The sequence below is a fragment of the Roseomonas elaeocarpi genome (assembly GCF_042433915.1).
Classification (GTDB): domain Bacteria; phylum Pseudomonadota; class Alphaproteobacteria; order Acetobacterales; family Acetobacteraceae; genus Roseomonas; species Roseomonas elaeocarpi.
The window spans coordinates 302,075-327,385 of record NZ_JBHLUN010000001.1 but is presented as its reverse complement, the minus strand read 5'-3'; the positions used below and the strand labels follow the sequence as shown (position 1 = coordinate 327,385).

At 69.1% G+C, this 25,311-nt stretch carries 21 protein-coding genes; 5 read left to right on the top strand and 16 right to left on the bottom strand.

Annotation, left to right across the window (positions count from 1 at the left end; genetic code table 11):
• Window positions 1-78: 78 nt before the first annotated feature.
• The 11 genes from ACFFGY_RS01235 to ACFFGY_RS01185 are packed head-to-tail and all read right to left on the bottom strand — an operon-like array spanning window position 79 to window position 10,685.
• A complete protein-coding gene (locus tag ACFFGY_RS01235; RefSeq protein ID WP_377042537.1) occupies window positions 79-1,062 on the bottom strand; it encodes an amidohydrolase family protein in 984 nt (327 codons plus the stop codon).
• Window positions 1,059-1,862 carry an IclR family transcriptional regulator gene (locus ACFFGY_RS01230; protein ID WP_377042535.1) on the bottom strand — a complete coding sequence of 268 codons (804 nt, stop codon included), beginning with the start codon at window positions 1,860-1,862 and terminating at the stop codon, window positions 1,059-1,061. Before ACFFGY_RS01230 ends, ACFFGY_RS01235 begins: the two co-directional genes overlap by 4 nt.
• Window positions 1,863-1,921: 59 nt before the next feature.
• The gene (locus ACFFGY_RS01225) at window positions 1,922-2,140 is read right to left on the bottom strand and encodes a ferredoxin (protein WP_377042534.1); all 219 of its coding nucleotides are present in this window, start codon (window positions 2,138-2,140) and stop codon (window positions 1,922-1,924) included.
• Between the two features lie 10 nt (window positions 2,141-2,150).
• Window positions 2,151-3,446: an NADH-ubiquinone oxidoreductase-F iron-sulfur binding region domain-containing protein gene (locus ACFFGY_RS01220; RefSeq protein ID WP_377042533.1), complete on the bottom strand. Its 1,296-nt coding sequence runs from the start codon at window positions 3,444-3,446 to the stop codon at window positions 2,151-2,153.
• Window positions 3,443-4,684 carry an alpha-hydroxy acid oxidase gene (locus ACFFGY_RS01215; protein ID WP_377042532.1) on the bottom strand — a complete coding sequence of 414 codons (1,242 nt, stop codon included), beginning with the start codon at window positions 4,682-4,684 and terminating at the stop codon, window positions 3,443-3,445. The genes ACFFGY_RS01220 and ACFFGY_RS01215 overlap by 4 nt, the downstream gene beginning before the upstream one ends.
• 38 nt (window positions 4,685-4,722) lie before the next feature.
• Window positions 4,723-5,874 (bottom strand): amidohydrolase family protein, encoded by a 1,152-nt coding sequence (locus ACFFGY_RS01210; protein WP_377042531.1) that lies wholly within the window; start codon window positions 5,872-5,874, stop codon window positions 4,723-4,725.
• A gap of 43 nt (window positions 5,875-5,917) precedes the next feature.
• On the bottom strand, window positions 5,918-6,889 hold the full coding sequence (locus ACFFGY_RS01205) for a phosphotriesterase family protein (protein WP_377042530.1): 972 nt from the start codon (window positions 6,887-6,889) through the stop codon (window positions 5,918-5,920).
• Window positions 6,886-7,692 carry an HpcH/HpaI aldolase family protein gene (locus tag ACFFGY_RS01200; protein WP_377042529.1) on the bottom strand — a complete coding sequence of 269 codons (807 nt, stop codon included), beginning with the start codon at window positions 7,690-7,692 and terminating at the stop codon, window positions 6,886-6,888. The genes ACFFGY_RS01205 and ACFFGY_RS01200 overlap by 4 nt, the downstream gene beginning before the upstream one ends.
• 1 nt (window position 7,693) lies before the next feature.
• Entirely contained in the window at window positions 7,694-8,785 is a 1,092-nt protein-coding gene (locus ACFFGY_RS01195; protein ID WP_377042528.1) for an amidohydrolase family protein, read from the bottom strand.
• Window positions 8,782-9,351, bottom strand: a complete 570-nt coding sequence (locus ACFFGY_RS01190) for a Rieske (2Fe-2S) protein (RefSeq protein WP_377042527.1) — start codon at window positions 9,349-9,351, stop codon at window positions 8,782-8,784. The genes ACFFGY_RS01195 and ACFFGY_RS01190 overlap by 4 nt, the downstream gene beginning before the upstream one ends.
• A gap of 47 nt (window positions 9,352-9,398) precedes the next feature.
• Window positions 9,399-10,685, bottom strand: coding sequence for an MFS transporter (locus ACFFGY_RS01185; RefSeq protein WP_377042526.1), 1,287 nt, complete (start codon window positions 10,683-10,685; stop codon window positions 9,399-9,401).
• 290 nt (window positions 10,686-10,975) lie between these two features.
• On the opposite strand from ACFFGY_RS01185, the gene ACFFGY_RS01180 reads away from it, so the two are divergent.
• A complete protein-coding gene (locus ACFFGY_RS01180) occupies window positions 10,976-14,080 on the top strand; it encodes an MGH1-like glycoside hydrolase domain-containing protein (protein WP_377042525.1) in 3,105 nt (1,034 codons plus the stop codon).
• Between the two features lie 356 nt (window positions 14,081-14,436).
• Here ACFFGY_RS01180 and ACFFGY_RS01175 read toward each other — a convergent pair whose 3' ends face one another.
• Both ACFFGY_RS01175 and ACFFGY_RS01170 read right to left on the bottom strand, forming a co-directional pair.
• On the bottom strand, window positions 14,437-15,510 hold the full coding sequence (locus tag ACFFGY_RS01175) for an isocitrate/isopropylmalate dehydrogenase family protein (RefSeq protein WP_377042524.1): 1,074 nt from the start codon (window positions 15,508-15,510) through the stop codon (window positions 14,437-14,439).
• Window positions 15,511-15,524: 14 nt separating this feature from the next.
• Complete coding sequence (locus tag ACFFGY_RS01170) at window positions 15,525-16,397, bottom strand: amidohydrolase family protein (RefSeq protein WP_377042523.1); 873 nt, start codon at window positions 16,395-16,397, stop codon at window positions 15,525-15,527.
• 162 nt (window positions 16,398-16,559) lie between these two features.
• Here ACFFGY_RS01170 and ACFFGY_RS01165 point away from each other — a divergent pair, with 162 nt between their 5' ends.
• Entirely contained in the window at window positions 16,560-16,994 is a 435-nt protein-coding gene (locus tag ACFFGY_RS01165; protein ID WP_377042522.1) for a cupin domain-containing protein, read from the top strand.
• A 139-nt stretch (window positions 16,995-17,133) separates the two neighbouring features.
• Here ACFFGY_RS01165 and ACFFGY_RS01160 read toward each other — a convergent pair whose 3' ends face one another.
• Window positions 17,134-18,204: an Ldh family oxidoreductase gene (locus ACFFGY_RS01160; RefSeq protein WP_377042521.1), complete on the bottom strand. Its 1,071-nt coding sequence runs from the start codon at window positions 18,202-18,204 to the stop codon at window positions 17,134-17,136.
• Window positions 18,205-18,227: 23 nt separating this feature from the next.
• The gene (locus tag ACFFGY_RS01155) at window positions 18,228-19,538 is read right to left on the bottom strand and encodes an MFS transporter (RefSeq protein ID WP_377042520.1); all 1,311 of its coding nucleotides are present in this window, start codon (window positions 19,536-19,538) and stop codon (window positions 18,228-18,230) included.
• Window positions 19,539-19,782: 244 nt separating this feature from the next.
• On the opposite strand from ACFFGY_RS01155, the gene ACFFGY_RS01150 reads away from it, so the two are divergent.
• From ACFFGY_RS01150 to acnA, 3 genes are read left to right on the top strand one after another with little or no spacing between them, the layout of a single operon-like run.
• On the top strand, window positions 19,783-20,415 hold the full coding sequence (locus ACFFGY_RS01150) for a GntR family transcriptional regulator (RefSeq protein WP_377042519.1): 633 nt from the start codon (window positions 19,783-19,785) through the stop codon (window positions 20,413-20,415).
• A 26-nt stretch (window positions 20,416-20,441) separates the two neighbouring features.
• Window positions 20,442-21,212 carry an MBL fold metallo-hydrolase gene (locus tag ACFFGY_RS01145; protein ID WP_377042518.1) on the top strand — a complete coding sequence of 257 codons (771 nt, stop codon included), beginning with the start codon at window positions 20,442-20,444 and terminating at the stop codon, window positions 21,210-21,212.
• A 22-nt stretch (window positions 21,213-21,234) separates the two neighbouring features.
• Window positions 21,235-23,898 (top strand): aconitate hydratase AcnA, encoded by a 2,664-nt coding sequence (gene acnA, locus ACFFGY_RS01140; RefSeq protein WP_377042517.1) that lies wholly within the window; start codon window positions 21,235-21,237, stop codon window positions 23,896-23,898.
• 336 nt (window positions 23,899-24,234) lie between these two features.
• Here acnA and ACFFGY_RS01135 read toward each other — a convergent pair whose 3' ends face one another.
• Window positions 24,235-25,212 (bottom strand): MFS transporter, encoded by a 978-nt coding sequence (locus tag ACFFGY_RS01135; protein ID WP_377042516.1) that lies wholly within the window; start codon window positions 25,210-25,212, stop codon window positions 24,235-24,237.
• Between the last annotated feature and the right edge of the window lie 99 nt (window positions 25,213-25,311).

Sequence of the window (25,311 nt, the reverse complement as noted above, 5' to 3'; positions counted from 1 at the left end):
GAGGTGACGATGTTCCAGCAGGCCCTCCCCTCGCTCACCAGGTCGAGCGAGGCCAGTCGTTGCGTGTGTCGAGGCTTCTCATAAGCGGTAGAAGCGACGTGCCGTTTCGCTGAACAGGTCGCTCTTCTCGGTCGCTGAGCTCGACCCCGCAATCCGCTTGAAGGCATTCCACAGATTTCGGTAGGAACAGGAATCCTTGTCCACCGGGAAGTTGCTCTCGAACATGCAGCGCCGGGTGCCGAAGAGTTCGATACACGGCTCCAGCAACGGCCGCCACGCCTCGGCCAGTTCCGCGGACGGTGCGTCCCGTGTCGTTCTGTCGAAACCGAGGCGGTAGAACGGCATACCGAGGCCGCCCAGCTTCACGTGCAGGTTGGGATAGCGCGACAATGTTGTGAGGTCTCGCAGCCAGGCCGCGCGCACTGCGTCCTGGTCCTGCGCGTAGGTGCCGACATTGATGCGGCCACCGACATGGTTGAGCACGACCTTGGCCTCAGGGAAGGCTTCCATCAGATCAACCAGCTCGGGAAGCTGCGGGTGGTACATCCAGGCGTCGAAGGTATATCCCAGCGCCTGCAGCCGGGCGAAGCCCTCGCGGAAGCCGGCGGTCGCCATCACGCCCGGCGGCGACAACAGCTTCACCTGCGGATCATGTGCCAGGATGTGTCGGATGCCGCGAAAGCGGCCGCCGCCGGCGCGCTCCTGCCGCTCCAGCACCCGCTCCACCGCCGCGCCGAGCCGCAGGTCGGCATCCCCGACGATGCCGGCGCAAACTTTCGTCGGGCCGTACTTGCCGCTCGCGCTCATGGCCGCGATGCCATTGGCGAACTCGACCTCGCCGATCGGACGCATCTCTTCCGGCCCGTCGGCCTTCAGCATGGCCCAGCAATTGACGAACACCGTGGCCTCCACGGCATGGCCGCTGTCGAGGTCGGCCAACAGGTCGTCGAACAAGTAGCGTGGCTGCGGCCCATCCCAGAGGTGGTGATGCGGATCGATGATCGGCAGGTCGGGCTCCAAGACCGCCTCGGCTGTTGCGGCATCCTGCATCGTCAGCGTCATGGCTGGTCCTCCGACGCCGAACGGCCTCGTAGCAAAGACGACAGATCGTCGGCGGTGTTGCGCACGGCGGCGCTCAGCGCCTGCTCGTTCTCGATCACGCTTTCCACGGCACCGGCCGCCACGACGGCACCGATGAAACCCTCCGTGCCATGAACCGGCGCCGCTACGGCACCCACCGTGTCATATGTCTCGCCACGCGTGATGGCGTAGCCGACACGGCGCACCTCCTCGATGGAAGACCACAGAGCGTCGGCGGAGGTGATCGTCCGGCGGGTCTGCGGCGTGAGGCGCGCATGGTTCACGAAGCGCTCGACCCAGTTGCCCGGCCGAAAGGCCAGGATCACGCGCCCCCCGGCGGTGCTGTGCAACGGGGCGCGGTGCCCTTCATCCACGACGAAGCGCATCGCCGCCCGGCTCTCTTCCTTCACGATGTGCAGGATCGCGCGTTCGTCCGGGGCCAGGACGCAGAATGTCACGGTCTTGCCCGTATCGGTGGCCAGGCGCTGCAGGAGAGGACGGACGATGCTGGCGACCTCCTGGTTGGAGTGCAGGATGGCGCCAGCCAGTTGGAACGCCTTGGGTCCCAGGCGGTATTGATGCCCATCTCGCAACAGGTAACCGGCCGCGGTAAGCCCCGGCAGAAGGTTCAGCAGGCTGGTCTTCGGCGTGTCGAGCTCGTGGCTCAACTGCGTCAGGGACTTGCCGCGCGCATTCGACGCAATGCTCGTGATGATGCCGAAGATCCGCTCCATCGACAGCGGACCGCGCGGTGCAGGCAAAGAGGGCATGGTCTCGGCCATGTGGGACCGGACGGCACCGGCCACAACGCCACACACCGGCGTGCTAAACGGCTCCTGGCTCAATTTTCTTCAACGATCGCATGCACGGGGCAGTCGATGATGGCGCGGCGGGCCTGCCCTTCCTGGCCCGCCGGCACGGTGCCGTCGCCCTTGAGGCTGGCATAGCCCCACTCGTCGATGTCGAACAGCTCCGGGGCATGGACGCCGCAGGTGCCGAAACCATCGCAGACGGCTTTGTTCAGCTTCACCTTCATCGGCTTGCTCGGGGTTTCGTCCATGATTTCCTCCTCAGGCAATGCAGAACCGGCTCGCGGCCGGATTTGACATCTGGCTTGCGCAGGCCTCGCACCGGCCGGCGAGATGCGTGTCCACCTCATCCGGGAATTCGCGGAACAGCGATGCCGCCACGAAGGCGGCGCCATCCAGAAGATTGCAGGCGCCACGGCCGATCAGCGAAACCGACCAGCCGCGCAGCTTTTCCACCTCCGCCGCCGTGGCCGTGCCGCGGGACAGCGCGTCGGCGACCTTGCTCATGGCCGGGGTGCCGCGCATGCAGGCGCCGCACTGGCCGGCATTCTCCCGCGCGAAATAGGCCAGCACGTCGGCGGCGGCCGAGACCGGGCAGTCATCCGGGCCCACCACCACCACGGCGCCGCAGCCGAGGCCGCTGCCCGCGGCGCGCAGCCGGTCGTAGCTCAGTTCCACCTCCAGAGCGCGCGGCCCCATCAGCCCGGCGAAGAAGCCGCCCATCAGGAAGCCGTGCGGCGTGCCTTGGAGGCCCGTCAGCGCTTCCAGCGCCTGCCCCAGCGTGACGCCCATCGGCACCTCGTAGAGGCCCGGACGACGGCAGGCGCCACTCACGGTCATCAGAAAGGTTCCGGGGGAGCCGGTGCCGTCGCCATGTTCGCGGAACCGCCCCGCGCCCTCGGTGGCGATGAAGGGCAGGTTGGCCAGGGTTTCCACATTGGCGACCAGGGTGGGCCGCCCGGCCACGCCGGACTGAAACGGGCGCGGCGGCTTGTCGGTCGGCTTGGCCGGGCCGCCGTTCACCGCGCGCACCGCCGCCGTTTCCTCGCCGGCGACGTAGGCGGGTTCCACCTGGTGAAGGGACAGCGGCACAACCGTCTCGCCCAGCTCCGCGACGGCGGCCTCAACGCTCCGCGCCGCCGCCTCGTCCGAGACATAAAGGATGGCGCGGCTTGCACCGATCGCGACTGCCGCGCGCAGCACGCCGTCGAGCACGAGATGAGGGCGGCGCCGCAGCAGCCAGCGATCCTTGATCGACGCCGGCTCGCCTTCCTCTCCGTTGGCCAGCAGGTATTTCTCGCCATGCTGGTCGGCCAGGCTGCGCAGCTTCACCGCCATGGGGAAGGCGGCGCCGCCGCGCCCGCGCAGCTGTGCTGCCTCCACCGCCTCGATCAGCGCCGCACCGTCGCCGATGGGCGCGTAGCCGCCGGCCGCGCGATAGGCCGCCAGATCCTCGCGCAGGTCGCCCGGCAGCATCAGCCGCGGCGTCACGCCGGGGTAGCAGCCGGTCGCCAGGCCGTTGGCATGCGGGTCGGCCGCCGACAGCGCGGGTATCATGCCGCGTGCTCCTGCAGCAGCACCGGCGTCGCCTCTCGCTGGGCTGCGGCGTGTTGGGTGCCAGCCTGGCGCGGCACGACCCAGGAGCGATCCAGGGCTTCCACCGAGGGGCAGCCCATCAACGACAGGCTCCGCTCCATTTCCGTGCGGAAGATGTCGAGAACGCCGCGCGCACCGCGCTCACCGCCCACGGTGACGCCGTAGACGTAGGGACGACCGACCATCACCGCGCGCGCCCCGAGGGCCAGCGCCTTCAGCACGTCGGTGCCCCGGCGCACGCCGCTGTCCAGCAGCACTTCCGCCCGGTTGCCCACCGCCGCCACCACGCCCGGCAGCGCTTCCAGCGAGGACAGCGCGAAATCGAGCTGCCGCCCGCCATGGTTGGACACCACCACGCCGTCGGCGCCGATCCGCACGGCGCGCACGGCATCCTCAGGGTCGAGGATTCCCTTGATGTAGAGCTTGCCCTTCCATTGCTCGCGCATCCACTGGAAGTCGTTCCAGTTCAACGTCGCCTGCACCATCTGCCGGTTCTGGATCTCGGCGGCCTCCACCGCCGCGGCGATGCCGGCGCCATTCACCAGGTTGCGCCCGCCGATCCGCTGGTGCCGCAGCGCGTTGATGGCCCAGCCAGGGTAGCGCGCGATGTTGAGCATGCGCCGCGGCGTCATCACCGGCGGAATGCCCATGCCGGTGTGCCGCTCCGCTTCCCGGTTGCCGACCACGGGCACGTCCACCGTCACCATCATGGTGCGGTAGCCGGCATTCCAGGCGCGGCGCATCAGCTTCGCGGCGATATCGCCCTCGCGAGGATACAGCTGGAAGAAATGCCCTTCCGGCGAGGCCTGCGCGATTTCCTCCAGCGACCAGGAGGAGGCGGTGCTGACCACGTAGCGCGTGCCGGCTGCCGCCGCCGCGCGGGCGGCGTGGAGGTCACCCTGCCATTGCGACAGGCCCAGGAAGCCGGTGGGCGCGAACAGCACCGGCATCGAGAGCGGCACGCCGGCCACGGTTGTCGCGAGCGACGGCGTGCCGTTGCCAGCCAGCATCCGCGCCCGCAGCGCCCAGCGGGAAAAAGCCTCGCGGTTGTCCCGCAGGGTTTCCAGGCCCTCGGCGCCGCCATCCACGTAGCTCCAGACCATCGCCGGGAGGCGGCGCCGCGCCGCGCGGCGATAATCTTCCACGGTGACCAGCGTTTCCGGTGCCGTCCACCGCAGGTCGAATCCGAACAGGTTCACGATGCCGCCCTCCCGTTTTACCCGATGCCTTCGCCCGGTCACCCGGCCGAGGCGTTGGCCCGGATGCCCGAGCCGGGCTTGAGCGGGATGCCGAAGAGCTGGCTGGCATTCTGCCCGAGCATCCGCCGCCGGCGCGCGAGGGGAAAGGTTTCCGGCACGGACTCGTAGGGGGAGTCGAAATCCCAGTGTGGGTAATCGGAGGAAAACATCAGCCGGTCGGCGAAGCCGGATTCTTCCAGCATCTCGTAGACGGATTCGGTGTCTTCCAGCCGCTCCGGCTCCTCGATCGGCTGGGTGGTGAACCAGAAATGCTTGCGCATGTAGTCCGAAGGCTTGCTGCGAAGATGCGGCACCTCGCCCCGCAGCTTCGTCCAGGCCGCGTCCAGCCGCCAGGAATACGGCACGGCCCAGGACCAGCCGAGTTCAATCAGCGCCACGCGCAGGGAAGGGAAGCGCTCGAACACGCCTTCGAAGATCAGGCTGGGCACCAGCGTCATGGGCAGGGATGCGAAGTTCATGTGCATCTCGCCATAGAAGTTGGTGTTGCCGGCCGCCGTGATCTGTCGCCCCATGCCGGGCACGTGGAAGGTGATGGGCAGGTTGTAGTGCGTGCAGGCCTCGAAGATCTCCCAATAGCGCTGGCGGCCCAGCGGCTCCTGTCCTGCCGGGGACATCAGCACGGACACGAAGCGGTCGCCGTACTCGCCTTCCTTGCAGCGGCGGATTTCGGCGGCCACGTTCGGCAGGTCGCGCGGGATGACGATGGCGGCGTAGTAGCGCGGGTCCGCCGCCATCCAGGTATAGGCCAGCGCGTTGTTGAAGGCGCGGGCCAGTTCCATCGACAGCTCCACCGGCATGTTGCCGCCGGAGTTGAGGATGTAGGATTGCGGGCAGGTCAGCACCACGCCGGACATGTCGAAGGGATCGAGCACCTGCTCCTTGGCCCAGAGCGGGTCGATGCCGACGCGGCTGTCCTTGACGGCATCCAGGCGATGGGTGAACTCGCGCTGCGCCGGCGCATAAAGACCGGAGTAGCTGAAGCCCATGCCGTACTGGGCGATATAGTCGCGCCAGCGCTGGGACATGTGCACGGCCACCTGCGGGTCCGACGGTACGGGCATCGGGTGGAAGTCTGCGTCGATCACCGCGATCCGGTCGGTGACGGGGGACATCGGGGCTGCGATGTTCATCCGAGCCTCTTGAAATCTGTTGGGAGGGAAATTGGCGTGCGGTTCAGCGGGCAGCGAGGATGCGGGTCGGGTTCACCACCATCATCTGGTGCAGCTGCGCCTCGGTGACGCCCTGTTCCCGCAGCCTGGGGATGATGACGTCGCTGATCAGCGTGTGCTTCCAGGCTGGCAGCGCCTTGTCGCGATAGGACGGTTCGGAGTTCACGCTGTAGTATCCGGCGTCGTGCGACAGCGTCATGCGGTCCGCGTAGCCGCGCCGGCACAGCTTGGCCACCGTGCGCGTGCGGGCCTCGTCCGTCGCGAACCAGGTGAGGCCGAAGCGGTCCATGCCGATGAAGGATCCCGCATCCATCAGCCGCTGAAGGTAGTCGAAGTCATCAGAGTCACCGCAATGGCCGATCACGGTGCGCGTCAGGTCCACGCCGTTGCGGCGGAAGAAGTCCTGCTGCTCCAGGCCACCTTTCTCGGCGGCGTCGGAATGGGTGGTGATCGGCACGCCGGTATCCTTGTGGGCGCGCACCGCCGCCTCGAACACGCGGGTCACGTCCGGCGTGAAGCCGGGCTTGTCGGTGGCCACCTTGATGATGCCGGCCTTGACCCTGGTGCCGGAAATGCCCTCGCGGATGTCGCGCACGAACATCTGGTGCAGCGGGTCCGGCCCCTCGATCATCCGCCCGGGACCGTGATTGTGGAAGAAGGACGGCAGGTCCTTGAAGGTGTAGTAGCCGGTGGCGGCGATGATGTTGAAATCCAGCCCCTCGGCGATGCGGATGATGGGGTGGATGTCGCGCCCCAGCCCGATCACCGTCAGGTCCACCATCGACCGGATGCCGCGCGCCATCAGCGCCTGCAGGCCCTCGCGGGCACGCTGGATGAACACCTCCTCGTCCCACTCCGGCGCGGGGAAGTTCGCTTCCAGCTCCAGGTTGCGGACGAAGATATGCTCATGCATCAGCGTGACGCCGAGCTGCTCGGCCTGGATCGGCCCGGTCACCGTCTCGATGGTGCCGCTCATGCCTTTCTTCCCTTTTCCTGGTCCCGCAACCTGGCCTGGAGTGCCTGCATGCCGGAGACGACGAAGCCGTGGTCGGAACCGGTGGTGACGATGCGGAACCCGGCCGCGCGCGTGGCCGCGGGGTCGCCGCTGATGCCGGCGGCGATGCCGGCCTCCTGGCAGGCGGCCAGGATGGTCTTGATCGCCTGCTCATGCGCACCGGGCTGGATGCGCAGCTCAGGCTCCAGGCCCAGGCTCACCGCCAGGTCGGCCTGGCCGATATAGATGCCGTCCAGCCCCGGCGTGGCGGCGATCTCGCGCACATGCTCGACGCCCGCGGCGGTTTCCACCATGGCCAGGCAGAGCACCCGCTCATCGGCGTCGCGGATGCTGCCGCCGCGCGTCACGGCGGCGCGCAGCGGGCCGTAGCTGCGGGTGCCGTGCGGCCCGTAGCGGCAGGCGGCGACCGCGCGCTCCGCCTCGGCGCGGGAGTTCACCATGGGCACGATGACGCCATCCGCCCCCGCATCCAGCACCTGCCCGATCAGGCTGGCATCATTGGCGGCGACGCGCACGATGGGTGCCGTGGCGGTGTGGTCGAAGGCCCGCACCATCGCCAGCATGGTGTCGTAGGAGGTCAGCCCGTGCTGCTGGTCGATGTAGACGAAGTCGAGGCCGATCCCGGCCATCAGCTCCGCCACGATCGGGCTGCCGAGGTAGCAGGCGCTGCCCACCAGCGCCTCCCCCTGCCGCAGCCGGCGCCGCAACTGCGGCACCGGAAGCCCCGCGCGGCCGGCATGGTCCACCTGGAACGCGTAGGCCATGTCAGAGCCGGTACCAACGCCGGGCGGTGTCCGCCATGACGTTGGCCTGCATGGTGGGCGACATCAGCGCCAGCAGCGCGCCGAGATCGTCGGTGTTCAGGTGCGGATAATCGCTGGCATACATCAGCAGGTCCTCCGTGCCGAGCCAGTGCAGGATGCGGCGCATCTGCTCCGGCGGGCCCATGTCGGCGGGTGCGATGGAGAAGCGGAAATGGTCGCGGATGATCTCCGTCGGCAGGCGGTCCACCCAGGGGAACTCCCGGCGCAGGCCCTTCCACTTCTTGTTCAGGTTCCAGCTCCAGGTCGGCAGCCAGGTGAAGCCGCCCTCCAGCATCGAGACCCGCAGCTTCGGGAACTTCTGGAACAGCCCTTCCACGATCATGCTGGTGAGCTGGGAACCGTAGACCTGCGGCTCCTCGGCATATTCCTCGACGTACCAGGAGGCGTAGCCCGTGGGCGTCGGGCCGTTCTCCGCCACGCCGCCCCAGTGCAGGCCGACCACGAGGTCGTTGCGCTCGATGGCCTCGAACATCGGCCAGAACACCCGCTGACCGTAAAGCCGCTCCGAGCGGACGGGCAGCAGCACCTGCACGAAGCCGGGGTGGCCGCCGACGCGGTCGATCTCGGCCGCCGCAGCGGCGGGATCGCGCGCCGGGATGACCAGGGAGGCGCGCAGGCGCGGCTCCTTGTCCAGCCACTCGGCGATCAGCCAGTTGTTGATCGAGCGCGCCAGCTCCGCCGCCCAGTCCGGGTGACGCAGGCTGTCCACGGCGTAGTAGCAGTTCAGGATCGCGTGCTCGACCCGCCCGCGGTCGAGCACGTGCTCCCGCACCAGGCCGAGGTCGGAGGCCGGCACGCGGCCATCGGCCGGGCGCCATTCGGGCCGCGCCGTGGTCGGCAGCGCCGGGGGATAGGTCAGGGGCAGGCCGGCCGGGCCACGAAAGCCGCGCTCGCGCGCCGCTTCCACCCAGACCGGGTCCTGGTAGGGGAACAGGGCGTCGAGGCTGGGGACGTTGGCGTGCACGTCGCAGTCGACGACCGGGCCGGACCACAGCGCGTCGCGCGGCTGATCCAGCAGCAGCAGGGAGCTCATCGGGACGTCTTCTCCAGGGAAGTCGTGGAAGGGGGGACGCAGCCGGCGGGAGCCCCTACGGGCATGGGGGGCTGCTCCCGCACCGGGCGCAGGCTCAGCACCAGGTATTCGTCCTCCACGGCCACGGGGATGGTTTCGGCGGCGTAGGGACCCGGGACACGCTCGGCACTGCCGCTTTCCAGCGCCTCGCGCAGCGATTCGCCCGCTTCCAGCGCCACGTTGAACGGGCGGGCGCGCAGGCCCTTGGGGTTCCAGTAGGACTGCCCCGTGCGGATATCGAATTCCCAGTTGTGCCAGGGGCAGGTCGCGTAAACCTTGTCGGGGTTGCCGCGCACCTCGCCCGGCACCGCGGCCGTGACCTCGGTGACCACCTGGCCGTGGCACAGCGGCCCGCCCAGGTGCGGGCAGCGGTTGAGCAGCGCGTAGAAGGCGCCGTTGACGTGGTAGATGCCGATCTCGCGGCCGGCCACCTCGACGATGAGGCGGTCGCCTTCCGCGATGTCGTCCTTGCGGGCCACGACATAGCGCCGGGCCGCCGGCGGACGGGCTGAGATTGCTTCGCTCATTGCTTGATCCCCGTAGCGGGTCGGTTGGCCTGGCTGACGCATGGGGCTCAGGCCGCGGGGCCCGTGCCGACTTCCGTCAGGTCGTCGCGGTAGGTTTCACGGGACAGGACGGCGACAACGAAGCTGCACACGCAGACCAGGGTGGAGAAAACCAGCAGGTAGCCGATGTTGGGCGGCCCGCCGGCCAGCAGCACCAGGGAGGTGCCGATCACCGGCGCGACGCCGCCGCCGAAGGCGCCGCCGAGCTGGTAGCCCAGCGAGGCTCCGGTGAAGCGCGTACCGGTGTGGAACAGCTCGGCGATAAAGGCGCCGAGCGGGCCGAACATGAAGCCGTGCGACAGGCCTGCGAGGGCGAAGCCGAGGGTCAGCAGCCCGGCGTCGCCCGAAGAGGCGTTGCGGAACATGATGAAGCTGCACACGGCCATCAGCACGGCGCCGACCATGAAGACGGGCCGCCGGCCCACCTTGTCCGAAAGCCAGCCGCCGACGAGCATCCCGACGACCTGGCACAGTGCGGCGACGGTGGCCGCGTTCAGCGCGGTCACGCGGGGAAAGCCGGCCTGCACGGCATAGGAGATGCAGAAGGGACTGATCAGCGCGCTGATCGAGAACGGGCCCAGCACCATCATGAAACACTGCAGCACCTGCCGCCAGCCATGCTGCAGGACGTCCATGATGGGCGGTCGCGCACTGGCCACCGGCTGCCGCGCTTCCATCTGCTTCTGCTTCAGGAACACCGGGCTCTCCTCGATGCCGAGGCGCATCCAAAGGCCCAGCGCGATCAGCACCACCGCGCCCAGGAAGGGCAGCCGCCAGCCCCAGGACAGGAACTGGTCCTGCGGCAGCCGAGACACGAGGCTGAACACGAAGGTGCCGAGCATGAGGCCCGTGCACTGCCCCATGCCGATGACGCAGCTGCTCACGCCGCGCCGGCCCTTGCCCGCGTGCTCCAGCGTCATCAGCAAGGCGCCACCCCATTCGCCGGCCACGGCGAGACCCTGGATGACGCGCAGGGTCAGCAACAGGATCGGTGCCAGCGCGCCGATCTGCGCATAGGTCGGCATGAAGCCGATGACGACAGTGGCGGCGCCCATCAGCACGATGCTGGAAACCAGCATCTTCTTGCGGCCGATGCGGTCGCCGAAATGCCCGTAGATCACGCCGCCGATGGGGCGGACCAGATACCCGATGGCCAGGGTCGCCAGCGCCAGGAGCGTGCCGACGCCCTCGGACTCGTTCGGAAAGAACAGCACGTTGAAAACGGAAGCACTCGCGACGCTGTAGATGAAGAAGTCGAACCACTCGACAACGCTGCCGACGTAGCTGGAAGCCACGACCCTCCAGCTCAAGGAGGAAGATCGCGAGGGCAGAGACACGTGGACGCCCGCGGTCGAAGCGGCAACAGAGTCGGATTGTTGCATTCGGAAGTCTCCCCCACCTGTTCTTATATGCGAACTTGTTTGTTTGAAATAATCCTACACAGGCGGGCAAAGGACGCCAGCAAACGAGCACCACTTCGATCGTTTTCAGTTCTCATATTCGAATTTGTTTTTCTGCTTCGTGCGATACACTGGGGGGGCACGGTGTGCGCGGCCGCCGACCTTCACGACGAACTCATGCCCGTATGCAGCCGGTGCGGCAGGTCGCCGGCGACGCCGGCTTGCCAGAAGGCGAGGTCGGCTCAGCTCACTCGCTGCGCGTGGGGCTCGCCATCGGCAAGGACAGCGCCGACCTCGCCCCGCTCATGCGGCAAACCCGCTGCCGCTGCGCCGAGGTGGCAGCGGCTTCCCCCAGGGCCGCCGGCCTGTGGCGTAACAAGGTTACGGAGACGGTCTTCACCGCGCAGAAGAAGGGCCGGCCTGAACACCGGTCGGTGAGGCTGCGAGGCCACCCCGGGCGGCTGGTTTTCTCGCTGGTGATCTCGTGCCAACACGGATTGCAGGATCACCGGCTAGGCGATGCCTTCGGTAGCACCGTTGCTACCGGCGCTTCTGCGGAGCCCCAGGACGAGGACGGAATCATGGCAGCGGACCCGATCTTCGACACTGCGGAAGGCCACCGGCTATTGTCCTCGGAACGCGGCGACGATTGGCGTCGCTGGGGACCTTACCTGGCTGAACGCCAGTGGGGGACGGTTCGTGAAGACTACAGCGCGAACGGTGACAGCTGGAACTACCTGCCGCACGATCGGGCACGCAGCCAAGCCTATCGGTGGGGGGAGGACGGGCTGGCCGGCTTTGCCGACGACAAGCTGCTCTGGTGCCTGTCGCTCGCACTCTGGAACGAGAACGACCCGATCCTGAAAGAAAGACTCTTCGGTCTCACCAACGCCGAAGGCAACCACGGCGAGGACGTCAAGGAACTCTACTACTTTCTCGATGGAACCCCGACCCACTCCTACATGCGGATGCTCTACAAGTACCCGCAGGCCGCCTTCCCCTACGAGCAACTCGTTACCCAGAACCGCGCACGTGGCACGCAGGACCGTGAGTTCGAGCTGATTGACACGGGCATCTTTTCCGAACGCAGATACTTCGATGTCGTGGTCGAATACGCGAAGGCGTCACCAGATGACGTCTTGATGAAGGTCACTGCCTACAACCGCGGACCGGATGCCGCGACACTTCACTTGCTGCCGACCTTCTGGGCACGGAATACCTGGTCGTGGGAAACGGGTCAGGCAAAGCCGCACCTCGCTTTGGAAGATGGCATCGTACGGGCTGTGCACCCCCTCCTGCACCAGCCCCGCTCATGCGCCGTCGACGGACCTGTCGAGTGGTTGTTCTGCGAGAACGACACCAACCTTGAAAAGGTCGACGGTGCGTTGCAGAGCGTGCCGAGGAAGGATGGCATCAACGATTTCGTGGTCCACGGCAGCCGTGACGGGCTGAGCCGGGAGCAAAGCGGCACAAAATGTGCTGCACATCGGCGGGTACAAATCCCGGCAGGCGGCGACGTCACCCTGCGACTGCGGTTACGTCCGGAAACCACCGAAGCACCCTTCGCCTGGTTCGACGAGGTCATGGCAACCCGGCGCACGGAGGCCGACGAGTTCTACGCCGCTTTGCAGCGCGGCATCGCCGATGCCGACGAGCGCCGCGTGCAGCGACAAGCACTTGCAGGGATGTTGTGGTCGAAGCAGGCCTACATGTTCAACGTCCGTCGCTGGCTGGACGGTGATCCGGCGCAGCCATCACCACCGCCCGAGCGCAAGCAAGGCCGCAATGCGGACTGGCGGCACCTCGACAACGCCGACGTGATCCTCATGCCGGATACCTCGGAATACCCATGGTACGCAGCCTGGGACTTGGCGTTCCATTGCGTGACGATCGCGCTGATCGATCCTGCTTTCGCCAAGCAGCAGCTCCTGCTGCTGACACGCGAACGCTACATGCACCCGAATGGCCAGCTTCCGGCCTACGAGTGGGAGTTCGGCGACGTGAACCCGCCCGTCCATGCCTGGGCCGTGCTGCGGGTGTATCAGATGGATCGGGCGCTGACGGGCAAAGCGGACCGTCAGTTCCTGGAACGATGCTTTCATAAACTGCTGCTGAACTTCACGTGGTGGGTGAACCGCAAGGATGCGCAGGGTCGCAACATCTTCGGTGGCGGCTTCCTCGGTTTGGACAACATCGCCATTTTCGACCGCTCCAAACCCTTACCCACCGGCGGCTCGATCGATCAATCCGACGGCACAGCGTGGATGGCCATGTTTACGCTGAACCTCCTGCGCATCGCGCTGGAACTGGCGCTGGAAGATGATGCCTACGAGGACATGGCCACGAAGTTCTTTGAGCACTTCCTCTACATCGCGGAAGCCATGACGCGTACCGGCGGGATAGGATTATGGGACGAGACGGATCAGTTCTACTATGACGTATTGAACCTGCCGGACAACAAGGCCATTCCGCTGCGCGTGCGCAGCATCGTCGGGCTGGTACCACTCTGTGCCGTTCAGGTGATCGGCAGCCGTGCTTTTCGGGCGTTGCCGGAGTTTTCCGAGCGCCTGCAGTTCTTTCTCGACAAGCGGCCTGACCTTGCCGCGCTCATCTCGAGCTGGGCAGACCCGGGTGCCGGCGAGAGACATCTGCTCTCCTTGCTCCGCGGGCATCGCATGAAGATGCTGTTGCATCGCCTGTTGGATGAGTCGGAGTTCCTGTCCGATTACGGTGTGCGATCCCTGTCCAAGTACCACCAGGATCATCCCTACGTACTGAAGGTGAATGGAACGGAGTTCGGAATTGATTACGAGCCTGCCGAGGGCACGACCCGGAGCTTCGGTGGCAATTCCAACTGGCGCGGCCCCGTGTGGCTTCCAGTGAACATCCTCTTGTTCGACAGCCTGCGTGAGTTTCAGCGTTACTACGGAGATGAGTTCACGGTCGAATGCCCCACTGGCTCAGGCCAGCATCTCCCGCTACGCCAAGTCGCCGATCATTTGTCGGCCCGTCTGAAGGCGCTGTTCCTCCGCAATCAGGACGGCCGCCGCCCGGTGCTTGGTGATGACATCCTGTCTCAGTCGGACCCGGAGTTTCGGGATCACCTGTTGTTCCATGAATACTTCGATGCTGAATCCGGTCGGGGCCTTGGTGCATCGCACCAGACGGGATGGACCGCCTGCATCGCTTTGGCGCTTTCAGGCCCTGAGAGCCCGTGGCGCACCGCGACGGCGCAGCACCCGCAGCAGGTCGGTTCCTTTCCACCGCCCGGACAGGCCGAGGCAACATGAGCCAAATCCGCCGCCAAACGCGCTGACCACCCCTCGTTCACTGATCGCGGGCATTGCGGCGCAACACAGCACGGAGGGTGGGTCCTGGATACGTGATCTTTCCGTGGGATCACTCGTCGTGCCGGTGCCGCAGCTCCGACCGGCAACCTGGGCGGACGCAGCTGTCGGACGCCTGGCCCCGGCATTCGGTGTTGCGGGTCATGGATGAACCTGGAGGGCTGTTCCGCACAGGCTTCGCAGGTGGCCCCGCAGGCTGCGCGGCAGCCCCCCAACGCCCAGGCGCATCACGCCACCGGACACCGTCAACGGGGCGGCATGAGGCGCCATGGGCCCGGAGCCGGTGTCCTGCGCCGGCGTCAGCCGGCCTGCGCGCGCAGCGCCTCCACCAGCCCCGCGGTGAAGGCGCGCGTGCCCAGCGGCCCGCCGAGGTCGCGCGTGCGCCCTTCCGGTACCGCCAGCACGCGGTCCAGCGCCGCGTCGATCAGCGCCGCCGCCTGCAGCAGCCGGCTGTCGGACCGACGCTCCCCCATCCAGCGGAGCAGCATTGCCGCGGAACCGATCAGCGAGGCAGGGTTGGCCAGGTCCTGTCCCGCGATGTCGGGTGCCGAGCCGTGCTGCGCCTGCGCCACGCCGTGCTCCGTACCGGCGTTCAGCGATGCCGCGAGGCCGAGGCTGCCCGAAAGCTCCGACGCCTCGTCGGACAGGATGTCGCCGAACATGTTGGTGGTGACGATCACGTCGAAGGGGCTGGCGTCACGGATCAGCAGCGCCGCCATGGCATCGATCAGCTTCTCCTCGTAGGCGACCTCGGGATAGCGGGCCGCCACCTCGCGCACGCATTCGAGGAACAACCCGTCCGACACGCGCAGCACGTTGGCCTTGTGCACCGCCGTGACCTTGCGCCGCCGCTGCATGGCCAGGCTGAAGGCGCTCTCGGCAATGCGCAGCGAACCCTGCCGCGTCACCTTGCGAAAGGCCATGGCGAGGTCAGGCGTCGGCATCACCTCGCCGGTGCCGGCGAACATGGTGCGGTCGGCGTAGAAGCCTTCCGTGTTCTCGCGCACCACCACGAGATCGAAGGGCACGCCGCAACGGGGCGTGAAGCCGGGACGGATGCGGGCCGGACGGATGTTGGCGTAAAGGTCGAGCCGCCGCCGCAGCTGACCGGACGGATTGAGCCCGCCCTGGTCCGAAGGCGGGTACTCGTTGTGCGACACCGGGCCCAGGATCACGCCGTCGGCGTCGCGCGCGGCCTCGAACACCGCGTCGGTGAAGGTGGTGCCGTTGGCGCGCAGCGAGGCGAAGCCGATTTCGGCCTGGGGAAACTCCGGCGTGAGGCCGACCAACGCCGTGGCCGCGCGGACGACCTCCACGGTGGCGGCGCTGATGTCCGGCCCGATGCCGTCGCCCGGCAGCACGAGAATGCGCATGGATTGTTTCTCCGTCAGGCTGTGAAGCCGTAAAGCCGCGCCGGATTGTCGCGCAGGATGCGCTCCACCGGCAGGTCGGTTGGCAGGGAGTCGCGGAAGCCCTCGAACACCGCACGGTAGTCGAGGGCACGGTAGGGAACCCGGCTCTCGGGGCGCCCCTGGGCTTCGTGCGGCGGCGTGTGCGGCCAGTCGCTGCCCCAGACGCAGCGATCGCCGCAGCATTCCCCGATCGCGCCGAGCCAGCGCCGGTCGGGCCGCACCGCCAGGATGTCGCCGCCGCTGCGGTAGGGTGCCGAAAGCTTCATCCAGAACTGCGGATGCCGCAGGAGCGCCAGCAACGCCCGACCGTGCAGGCCATCGGGTGTCTCGTCGGCAAACAGGCCGTAGTGATCCACGACCACCGGCACCGGCGATCGGCGCAGAAACTCCGCAGACTCCGCCAGCATCGCGATCGGCGCGATGATCTCGACGTGGAAGTCGCATTCCCGTGCCAGGGCCGCCATCGCCTCGAAGCGCCGTTGCAGGACCGCACCGGTGACACCCGCCGCGTTGCTGTAAAGGTTCAGGCGCAACCCGCGCACGCCCCGCGCCGCGAGGTCGCCCAACTCATCCCGGCCGGCGGCAGGATCTACGGCCGCGACGCCGCGTCCCTGCCCTTCCAGCGCGTCAAGGGTGTCGAGCAGGAGACTGTTGTTGTTGCCGTAGAAGCTTGGCTGCACGATCACGAAGCGGGTAATACCGAGCGGTCCGGCCTGCCCCTGCAGCGTGGCCAGCGGGGCCGGGTCCGGCGTGTAGCCGCGCCCTCCGGTCAGCGGATACCGGACGGGATCGCCGACAACATGAACGTGGCTATCGCAGAACATGTCGCTGGTTTCCGTCGCGTTCATGGCCCTTCATTGCTCCCTGCCCTGCTTTCAGGCCGCACCGTTGCGGCTCCACCCGGTGCGCCTCGGCGAACGGTGCCTTTCGCCGGCGTCAAGGCTGCGCCATCCTGCCCGCGCGCCGCAGCGGCAGGACATGCCGCAGCCAACAGCAGGGAAACACAGCACATGGCCACGACCGACGAACCGGGTGTGATTCTCCGCCCCGCGGAGCTCCCGGCCCACGAGCGCGGCGGCGGCGCCAGGACCATCCCGCTCGTCGGTGCCCGGCATGGCGCGCAGGGCTTCATGAACGGCATCACGATCATCGCGGGCGGCGCGGCGATCCCGCTGCACACGCACAACTGCGAGGAGGCCGTGGTGCTGCTGGAAGGCGAGGCCATCGTCGAGATCGACGGCGCGCAGCACCGGCTGCAGCCCCTGGACACGAGCTGGATTCCCGCCGGCGTGCCGCACCGCTTCATCAACGCCTCGGCGAGCGAGAGCATGAAGATCCTCTGGACCTATGGCCGCACGGACGCGACCCGCACCTTGGTGGCGACCGGCGAAACACGCCCGGTCTCGGCGGAGCACGCGGCCGCGAAGGGCGCGGCCAGGCCGTAGTGCCGGGATGGCGAGGCGCGGCCGCCCCGCCAGGGCGGTGCGCCCGCGTTGCCACCGTGGTGGCGCCGTCGCGCCGGTCCGCCCGGCACGACGCCGCCCCGCGGCGGCCTCCCGTTCCGGTGGAACGGCCGGCCGCACCTCAGCCGCGCAGGGTTTCGGGCACCGGCACGCCGGAGCGCTCCGCCTCGACGATCAGCTGGTCCAGTTCCTGCCGGTCCAGCGGGATGCCGCTTGCCGAACGCTGCGCGGCCCGGCGCATCTCCGGCTCGCCCGGCAAGAGGATCTCGTCCACCCCGTCCGCGCGCTCCGTGGCCTTGGCGCGCTGCGACAGCGCCGCCATGCGATCGCCGTACTGGTCGATCGGCATGAACAGGTCGGGCCGCATGGCGAGGAAGCAGTGGCCCACGTTCTGCGGCTCGTCGAAGTCGAAGTACTGGTTGCCGACCTCGCCGCCGAACTTCGCCCCCGACATGACGCCGGCCAGGATCTCCATCATCAGCGACAGGCCCGATCCCTTCATGCCGCCGAAGGGCAACACCACGCCCTCGTAGCCGGCCTTGGCATCGGTGGTCGGACGCCCTTCCTTGTCGAGCGCCCAGCCCAGCGGGATGTCCTCGCCCAGTTGCATGGCGCGCCGCACCTTGCCGCGCGCCACCACCGACATCGCCATGTCCAGCATCACCGGCGGGCTGTCCGGCCCGCCGGGCGCCGCGAAGGCGAAGGGGCTGGTGCCCAGGAAGGGCGTGCGCCCGCCCCAGATCGGCATGGCCGGCGAAGCGTTGGTGAACACGAAGGCCGACAGCCCCGCCTCCACGGCCTGCTGCAGGTAGCTCGCGGCCATGCCGAAGTGGTTGCTGTGGTAGGCCAGCACGAAGCCCACACCGTGCTCGCGCGCGATGTCGATGGCGGTGGACATCGCGCGGGTGCCGACCAGGAAGCCCAGCCCGTTGTCGCCGTCCACCCGCGCGCCCACGGTCAGGGCACGCTCCACCGTGATGGCGGGGCGGCTCTTCACCAGCCCCTTGCGCAAACGGTCGAGATAGATCGGCACCCGCCCCACGCCGTGCGAGGAAACGCCGCGCAGGTCGGCCTGCACCAGGCATTCCGCCACGCGGTCGGCATCGGCCTCGGGCACGTCCTGCGCCTGAAACAGGGCCGACACGAAGGACCGGACGGTTTCCGCCGGGAACGATGGGGCGTCTTGTGCCACGCTGCTTCTCCGAAGAAGTGGGTTTACTGCTCGCGCACCATGCTGCGCAGCACGAGGATCAGGGCGACCGACACCAGCATGAAGCCCGCCAGCGCCAGCAGCCCGGCGTTGAAGGAGCCGGTCAGGCTGCGGAACTCGCCCATGATCGAGGGGCCCACGAAGCCGCCGATGGTGCCGACGGAATTGATGAAGGCGAGACCGCCCGCCGCGGCGATCCCGGTCAGGAAGCGGGTCGGGATGGTCCACAGCACAGCGCGCGCGGTGTTGGTGCCCACCACCACCGCGGTCAGCCCGGCCAGCGCCACCACGAAGGCTCCGGCGTAGACCGCCAGCACCAGGCCGAGCGCCGAGATCAGGCACATCGCCGCCAGGTGCAGCATCTTCTGCCGGCTGCGGTCCACGACGCCGGCCCAGAACACCATCGCCACGCAGGCCACCAGGCTGGGCAGCGCCGAGATCAGCCCGACGTTGAAGTCCGAGAAGTTCTGCGCCTTGATGATCAGCGGCAGAAAGATCGCCACGCCGTAGGCGCCGATCGTGAAGGTGAACTGGATCAGCGCCAGCAGGATCACGCGGCGGTCGGCCAGGGCAGCCCAGAAGCTGTGGCGCGGCTGTTCGCGCTTTTCGCCATCGAGGCGGGCACGGACGATGCGCTTCTCCTCCGCCGTCAGCCATTCCGCTTCCTCCGGCCGGTTCTTCAGGCCCAGCAGGACCAGGCCGAGGATCACGGCCGGCGCGCCTTCGAGCAGGTAGAGCCACTTCCAGCCGGCGATGCCCGCGATGCCGTGCATTTCCAGCAGCGCGCCCGAAAGCGGGCCGCCGATCAGCGAGGAGGCCGGGATGCCGATCAGGAACCAGGCGAAGACGCGGGCCCGGAACTGCGCCGGAAACCACTGCGACAGGTAGAAGGCGACCCCGGGAAAGAAGCCGGCCTCGGCGACGCCGAGCAGGAAGCGCAGCAGGTAGAAGCTTTTCGGGCCGGTGACGAAGATCGTGGCCATGGAAACGATGCCCCAGGTCACCATGATGCGGCACAGCCACAGGCGCGCGCCGTAGCGGTGCAGCGCGACGTTGCTGGGCACCTCGAAAACGCAGTAGCCGAGGAACAGGATGCCGGCGCCGGTGCCGAACTGCGCCGCCGTCAGGCCGATCTCCTGGTTCATGGTCAGCGCCGCGAAGCCGACATTGGTGCGGTCCAGGAAGTTGACGATGTAGGCCAGCGTCAGCAGCGGCAGGATGCGCCAGGCGATCTTGCGGAAGACACGCTGCTCGTCCTGCTCCTGAACGCTTACCGCGTCGGGCGGCGCCGACAACACAGTCTTTGAAGCGCTCATCCCACGTCCTTCCCTGTTCTCCGCCGCCACGACGCGGCCTGCCGGCTTGCTGCCGGTCTCGCTGAGTTCAGTCATATACATTTGTATACGGTTGAGTCCAGTCTCGAAATCTGGTGAAAGCTGGCCGGCACGAACCGGCCACAACGCCCCGAGATCCATGTCCCACCCCGCTTCTTCTCCTCAGCCTCCCTTCCCGGGCCCCGGCGAAAACATCGCCGACGCGGAACTCGCCGCCGGAGCCGAGGTGTCGCTCGCCCAGCGCGCCTACGACGCCATCTTCTCGGCCATCCAGGGTGGCCAGCTGAAGGCGGGGTCCAGCGTGCGCGAGGCCGACCTGACGGCCTGGCTGGCGATGAGCCGGACGCCGCTTCGCGAAGCGCTCAAGCGGCTGGAGGGCGAGGGCCTGCTGCGCCTGCAGGGACACCGCGGCATCCTGATCTCGCGCCTCGACCGGCAGGCGACGGTGGAGCTTTTCACCGCCCGCGAATGGGGCGAAGGCGCGGCCGCGGCCCTGGCCGCGCGCAACGCCACACCGGCCGAGATCGCCGGCCTGCAGCACATCCTGGAGCTGGAGCGCGGCGCCGCCGACGATCCGCTGCTCGGGGCCCGCTACAACCGGATGCTGCACGAGGCGATCTACGACTGCACGCGCAACCGCTACCTGATCACCCATCTGCGGGCCATGTCGGCCCTGCTGGCCCTGGCCGGGCACGCGACGCGCCGCAGCGCCGGCCGGGTCGCGGAAGCAGGACGCGAGCATGCCGAACTCGTGGACGCCATCGCCTGCGGCGATGTCCGCCGGGCCGAGGAGGCCGCGCGCAGCCACATCGGCGCGGCGCAGCGCTTCGTCCTCAACAACCAGGCCAGCGCGCAATGACGCCGATGCCGGCGACGGAGGGAACCATGTTCATGCAGCTCGGCGGCTACGAGGTGGACATCCTCGTGGGGGGCTATCCCGGCAAGTCGCTGCGGCATGGCGGGCTGGGCTGGAGCACCGTCGCGCTGCTGCGCGGGCACGGCCGCGTCGCGGTGCTGGACACCGGCTCCTTCGGCCTGCGCCGCTACCTCCTCCAGGCGCTGCGCGATCGCGGGGTGGAGCCGGGCGACGTGACCGACCTCGTCCTCAGCCACCTGCACTACGACCACGTGGTGAACTGGCCGATGTTTTCCGCGGCGCGCATCACGGTGGGCGAGGCCGAGCTGCGCTGGGCCCTCGATCGCCCGATCGGCGATCCGTTGGTGCCGGAATTCTACGTCCGGCCCCTGGCCGATCACCCGCGCCTCACCACCGTCGGGGAGGCGCAGGAGGTGCTGCCCGGCATCACCGCGCATCTCGCGCCCGGGCATACCCCGGGCCACCTGATGTTCCTGCTCGCCGGTGCCGAGCGCGATCTTCTGCTGGTGCAGGACGCGGCGAAGTACCGGGCGGAGCTCGTGTCCGGCCGCGCCGACATGACCTACGACCCCGCGGTCACCGCCGCCACGATCCGCCGGATCTGGGAGTTCTGGCGCCGCAAGCCGGGCACGGTGGTCCTGCCGGGCCACGACCTGCCGATGGTGCTGGAGGCCGATCGGCCGGTGCGGATGGGCAGGCAGGAGGCCGGCATCATCGCCCTGTTCGGCGAGGATGTCGCGGACCGGACACTGTTCGGCCTCGGGCCGGCAGGCGCGTGAGCCGCGGCGGGACGGGGCGCGCATGATCGAGATACCGGTCACCACGATCACGGGCGCCTTCGGCACCCGGCGCATCGTCGACCTCCACGCCGCGGCCGGTGCCCGGCTGGGGCGCATGCCCTGGGTCCACCGGGTGCTGCTGGAAAACGTGCTGCGCCAGCCGGAGCCCGAGGTGCGGCAGGCGGGCCTCGCCGCCCTGCTCGGCTGGCTGGACACCGGCCGCTCGGAGCTCGAGATCCCCTTCGCCCCGCAGCGCATCCTGATGCACGACACCACCTGCGGCCCGGCGCTGACGGACATCGCCGCGATGCGCGACGCCCTGGCGGAAGCCGGGGGCGACCCGTCGCTGCTGAACCCTTCCGTGCCGGTCGCGACCTCCACCGACCACTCGCTGGCGGTGGACGTGTCGGCCACCCGCGACGCCCTGCCGCGCAACATGGCGCGCGAGATGGAGCGCAACGCCGAGCGCTACCGCTTCATGAAGTGGGCCGCCGCGGCGGTGCGCGGGTTCCGCGTCTTTCCGCCCGGCACCGGCATCATGCACACCATCAACCTCGAGCGTCTGGCGACGGTGGTGGCCACCGAGCGTCGCGACGGCGTCGCGCCCTGGGCACGCGGGGAAACCCTCTGGGCGGTGCCGGACACGCTGGTGGGCACCGACAGCCACACGCCGATGGTCAACGGCATCGGCGTGCTGGGCTGGGGCGTCGGCGGCATCGAGGCCGAGGGCGTGATGTTCGACGTGCCGGTGTCGCTGCGCGTGCCCGAGGTGATCGGCGTGCGGCTGCGCGGCGCCCTGCCGGAAGGCAGCTTCGCGACCGACCTGGCGCTGGCGGTGACGCAGCTGCTGCGCCGGGCGAAGGTGGCCGGCGAGTTCGTGGAGTTCTTCGGCCCCGGCATCGGCACCCTGACCGCCGGGCAGCGCGCGGTGGTGTCCAACATGGCCCCCGAGTACGGCGCCACCACCGGCATGTTCCCGATCGACGGGCAGACGCTGGACTACCTGCGCGCCACCGGCCGCGACGCGGCGCAGGTCGCGCTGGTGGAGGCCTACGCCAAGGCGCAGGCGCTGTGGCACGACCCCGGGGCCGAGCCGCGCTACACCACCGTGCTGGAGCTCGACCTCGCGGCGCTGCGGCCTTCCGTCGCCGGGCCGCGCCGCCCGCAGGACCGTCTCGCTCCCGCCGAGGTGTCGGCGGCGCTGCTGTCGGCGGGCACGGTGCCGGGCGGGCGGGCGGTGGACGGCATCCCCGCCGACGCCGTGGCGATCGCCGCCATCACCTCCTGCACCAACACCTCGGACTTCCCGCTGCTGGTGGCGGCGGCGCTGGTGGCGCGCAAGGCGCGCGCGCTGGGCCTCTCGGTGCCGGGTTGGGTGAAGACCTCGCTGACCCCGGGCTCGCCCTCCGCCGAGCGGCGGCTGCGGCGCGCAGGGCTGCTGGACGACCTGGAAGCCATGGGCTTCGGCGTCGCCGGCTATGGCTGCGCGACCTGCATCGGCAATTCGGGGCCGCTGCTGCCCGCCGTGTCGCGCGCGGTCGAGACGGGCGGGCTGAAGCCCGTGGCGGTGCTTTCGGGCAACCGCAACTTTCCCGGCCGCGTCCATGCGCAGGTGGACAACGCCTTCCTGGCCTCGCCGCCGCTGGTGGCGGCCTACGCCATTGCCGGGCGCGCCGGGCTCGACATCATGCGCGACGCGCTGGGCCACACGCCCGACGGCCGCGCCGTTTACCTGCACGAGCTGTGGCCCGGCGCGGCCGAGATCGAGGCCGCCACGGCCGCCGGGCTGGACCCGGCCGACATCGACGCCGCGGGGCGGGAAGCGGATGCCTCGCCGGGCTGGGCCGCGCTGGAAGCGCCCGCGACGCCGCGCTTTCCCTGGGCCCCCTCCTCCACCTACCTGCGCCGCCCGCCCTTCGTGAGCTTCGGCGAGGCTGTGCCGGCGGCGGGGGTGCTGCGGGCGCAGCCGCTGCTGGTGCTGGGCGACGACATCACCACCGACCACATCTCGCCCGCCGGCGCCATTCCCGCGAGCAGCGATGCGGGACGCTGGCTCGTGGAGCGCGGCGAGAACCCGCGCGACCTCAACGTCTACGCTTCGCGCCGCGGCAACTGGGAGGTGATGCTGCGCGGCCTCTTCACCAACCGCACCGTGGTGAACCACCTGGGCAGCGGCCACGGCGCCGGGCAAACGGTGTTCGCGCCCACGGGCGAGGTGCTGCCCGCCTGGCAGGCCGCGGCGCGCTACGCCGAGGCCGGGCTGCCGGTGGTGATGCTGGCGGGCGAGCGCTACGGCACCGGCTCTTCCCGCGACTGGGCGGCCAAGGGGGCGCAGCTGCTGGGCGTGCGCGCGGTGCTGGCCAACAGCTTCGAGCGCATCCACCGCTCCAACCTCGTGGGCATGGGCGTGCTGCCGCTGCGGCTGCCGGGGGACTGGCGGGCGGAGGCGATGGCGCTGCAGCCGGGCGATACGCTGGCGATCGACTGGGATCCCGCCGGCCTCGAGCCCTGGCGCAGGATCGCGGTGACGCTGCACCGCGCCGGCGGCGAGACGGTTTCCACCACCGCCACGGCGCTGATCGAGACGGCGCGCGAGGTCCGGCTGCTGCAGGCGGGCGGCATGATCCCGCTGATCCTGCGGCAAACGCTTGAGCGAAGCCGGCAAGGGAAGCTGCTCTCAGCCTGAAGGATCAAAGGCACCCAAGAGATCGGGTTCGGGAATCGGCTGCTGCTGGAGGGTGTCAGGCTCCCAGGGTCGGACCCCGACCAGGCCCGCCCGTCATCCGGAAAGCCGATGCGGGACCCAGGTCGGCGCGTCGGCCCATTCGTCGTCCAGCCTCGGCGCCGTCTTCGTGCGCCGCCCTTCGGGTAACGGCTGCTCCCGATGGTCGATCCCGCGCGCCGTCCGTGGCGAAGACCTCCGGAGGCAGGTTCCTGAGCGGGCACGGCGTGCCGGGGGCGCTGGCGGTACGGACACTGCCGCGCCGGGCCGGATCGTGCGGTTCGTCGAGGCTGGACAGGGTCACGCTGCGGGCTCCGGCGCGATGCCGCGATGCAGGGCGGCCGGCTTGAGCAGGAGCACCGCCAGCGCCGCCAGGACGGGGGCCAGCCCGAAGGCCACGAAGAGCTGCGCGCCGGACCACTCCATGGCGAGGGCGGCGGTGGCGAACAGCGGGGCGAGCACCTGACCGAAGCGCCCCATGGCCATGGCGACCCCGACACCGGACGAACGAACGGCCGTCGGGTACAAGGACGCGGCGAGCGCGATGGAGCCGGACGCGCCCAGCCCGACGAACAAGCCGACCAGGAACAGCACGGTCGACACGGCGGCGAGCGAGCTGGCGGCGTAGCCCAGCGACCCGGTTGCCACGGCCCCCAGCAGCAGGGCCGGCACCAGCACCGGCACGGCGCCGAACCGCTCCATCAGCCGCCCGGCGCTGGCCATGCCGATCAGCGCCCCCACGCCGTGCACACCCAGCGCCGTGCCCGCCAGGGCCGGCGCCAGCCCACCGCCCCGCATCAGGACGGGGGTCCAGACCACGGCGATGCCGAGGATGCCGAACGCCATGAAGAAGGACACCCAGAGCAGCAGGGTGGTGCGGAAACGCCCTTCGGTGAACAGGTGCAGGAGGGGCGCGCCCTGCGCGCGCTCCTCGTCGGCGGTGAAGCACTGAGCGCCCGCCAGGTCCGGGCGGATGCGGCGCACGATGGCGGCGATGCGGGACGCGGGCGCACCGTGCGACAGGAGGAAGCGCAGCGACTCCGGCAGTGCCAGGGCCAGGAGGGCCGCGGCGGCGAGCGGCAGGCATCCACCAACCAGGAACATGGCCTGCCAGCCGTAGCTGTCGAGCAGCGCGCCGTTGATGAAGCCGCCAAGCGAGCCGCCGAGCACCGCGACATTGCGGAGGCGGCTCTGGCCCGTGACGCCGAACGGTGCGTGGCGCTCATGGACGAACACATCGGGCTGACCACCCGCATCCTCGCCGAAGCGGGTGTGCAAGAGATCGGGAGCGTCCTGCAACCTGATCGAGGGCCAGCGCAGGAACCCGCTCATCCCAACACACGCACACGCCGTAGAGCATAGCCAGTCATCCGCTTT

Coding starts and splice junctions, on each gene's coding strand:
- ACFFGY_RS01235 (WP_377042537.1), bottom strand. CDS start 1,062: ATGACGCTGACGATGCAGGATGCCGCAACAGCCGAGGCGGTCTTGGAG.
- ACFFGY_RS01230 (WP_377042535.1), bottom strand. CDS start 1,862: ATGGCCGAGACCATGCCCTCTTTGCCTGCACCGCGCGGTCCGCTGTCG.
- ACFFGY_RS01225 (WP_377042534.1), bottom strand. CDS start 2,140: ATGGACGAAACCCCGAGCAAGCCGATGAAGGTGAAGCTGAACAAAGCC.
- ACFFGY_RS01220 (WP_377042533.1), bottom strand. CDS start 3,446: ATGATACCCGCGCTGTCGGCGGCCGACCCGCATGCCAACGGCCTGGCG.
- ACFFGY_RS01210 (WP_377042531.1), bottom strand. CDS start 5,874: ATGAACATCGCAGCCCCGATGTCCCCCGTCACCGACCGGATCGCGGTG.
- ACFFGY_RS01205 (WP_377042530.1), bottom strand. CDS start 6,889: ATGAGCGGCACCATCGAGACGGTGACCGGGCCGATCCAGGCCGAGCAG.
- ACFFGY_RS01200 (WP_377042529.1), bottom strand. CDS start 7,692: ATGGCCTACGCGTTCCAGGTGGACCATGCCGGCCGCGCGGGGCTTCCG.
- ACFFGY_RS01195 (WP_377042528.1), bottom strand. CDS start 8,785: ATGAGCTCCCTGCTGCTGCTGGATCAGCCGCGCGACGCGCTGTGGTCC.
- ACFFGY_RS01190 (WP_377042527.1), bottom strand. CDS start 9,351: ATGAGCGAAGCAATCTCAGCCCGTCCGCCGGCGGCCCGGCGCTATGTC.
- ACFFGY_RS01180 (WP_377042525.1), top strand. CDS start 10,976: ATGCAGCCGGTGCGGCAGGTCGCCGGCGACGCCGGCTTGCCAGAAGGC.
- ACFFGY_RS01175 (WP_377042524.1), bottom strand. CDS start 15,510: ATGCGCATTCTCGTGCTGCCGGGCGACGGCATCGGGCCGGACATCAGC.
- ACFFGY_RS01170 (WP_377042523.1), bottom strand. CDS start 16,397: ATGAACGCGACGGAAACCAGCGACATGTTCTGCGATAGCCACGTTCAT.
- ACFFGY_RS01165 (WP_377042522.1), top strand. CDS start 16,560: ATGGCCACGACCGACGAACCGGGTGTGATTCTCCGCCCCGCGGAGCTC.
- ACFFGY_RS01155 (WP_377042520.1), bottom strand. CDS start 19,538: ATGAGCGCTTCAAAGACTGTGTTGTCGGCGCCGCCCGACGCGGTAAGC.
- ACFFGY_RS01145 (WP_377042518.1), top strand. CDS start 20,442: ATGTTCATGCAGCTCGGCGGCTACGAGGTGGACATCCTCGTGGGGGGC.
- acnA (WP_377042517.1), top strand. CDS start 21,235: ATGATCGAGATACCGGTCACCACGATCACGGGCGCCTTCGGCACCCGG.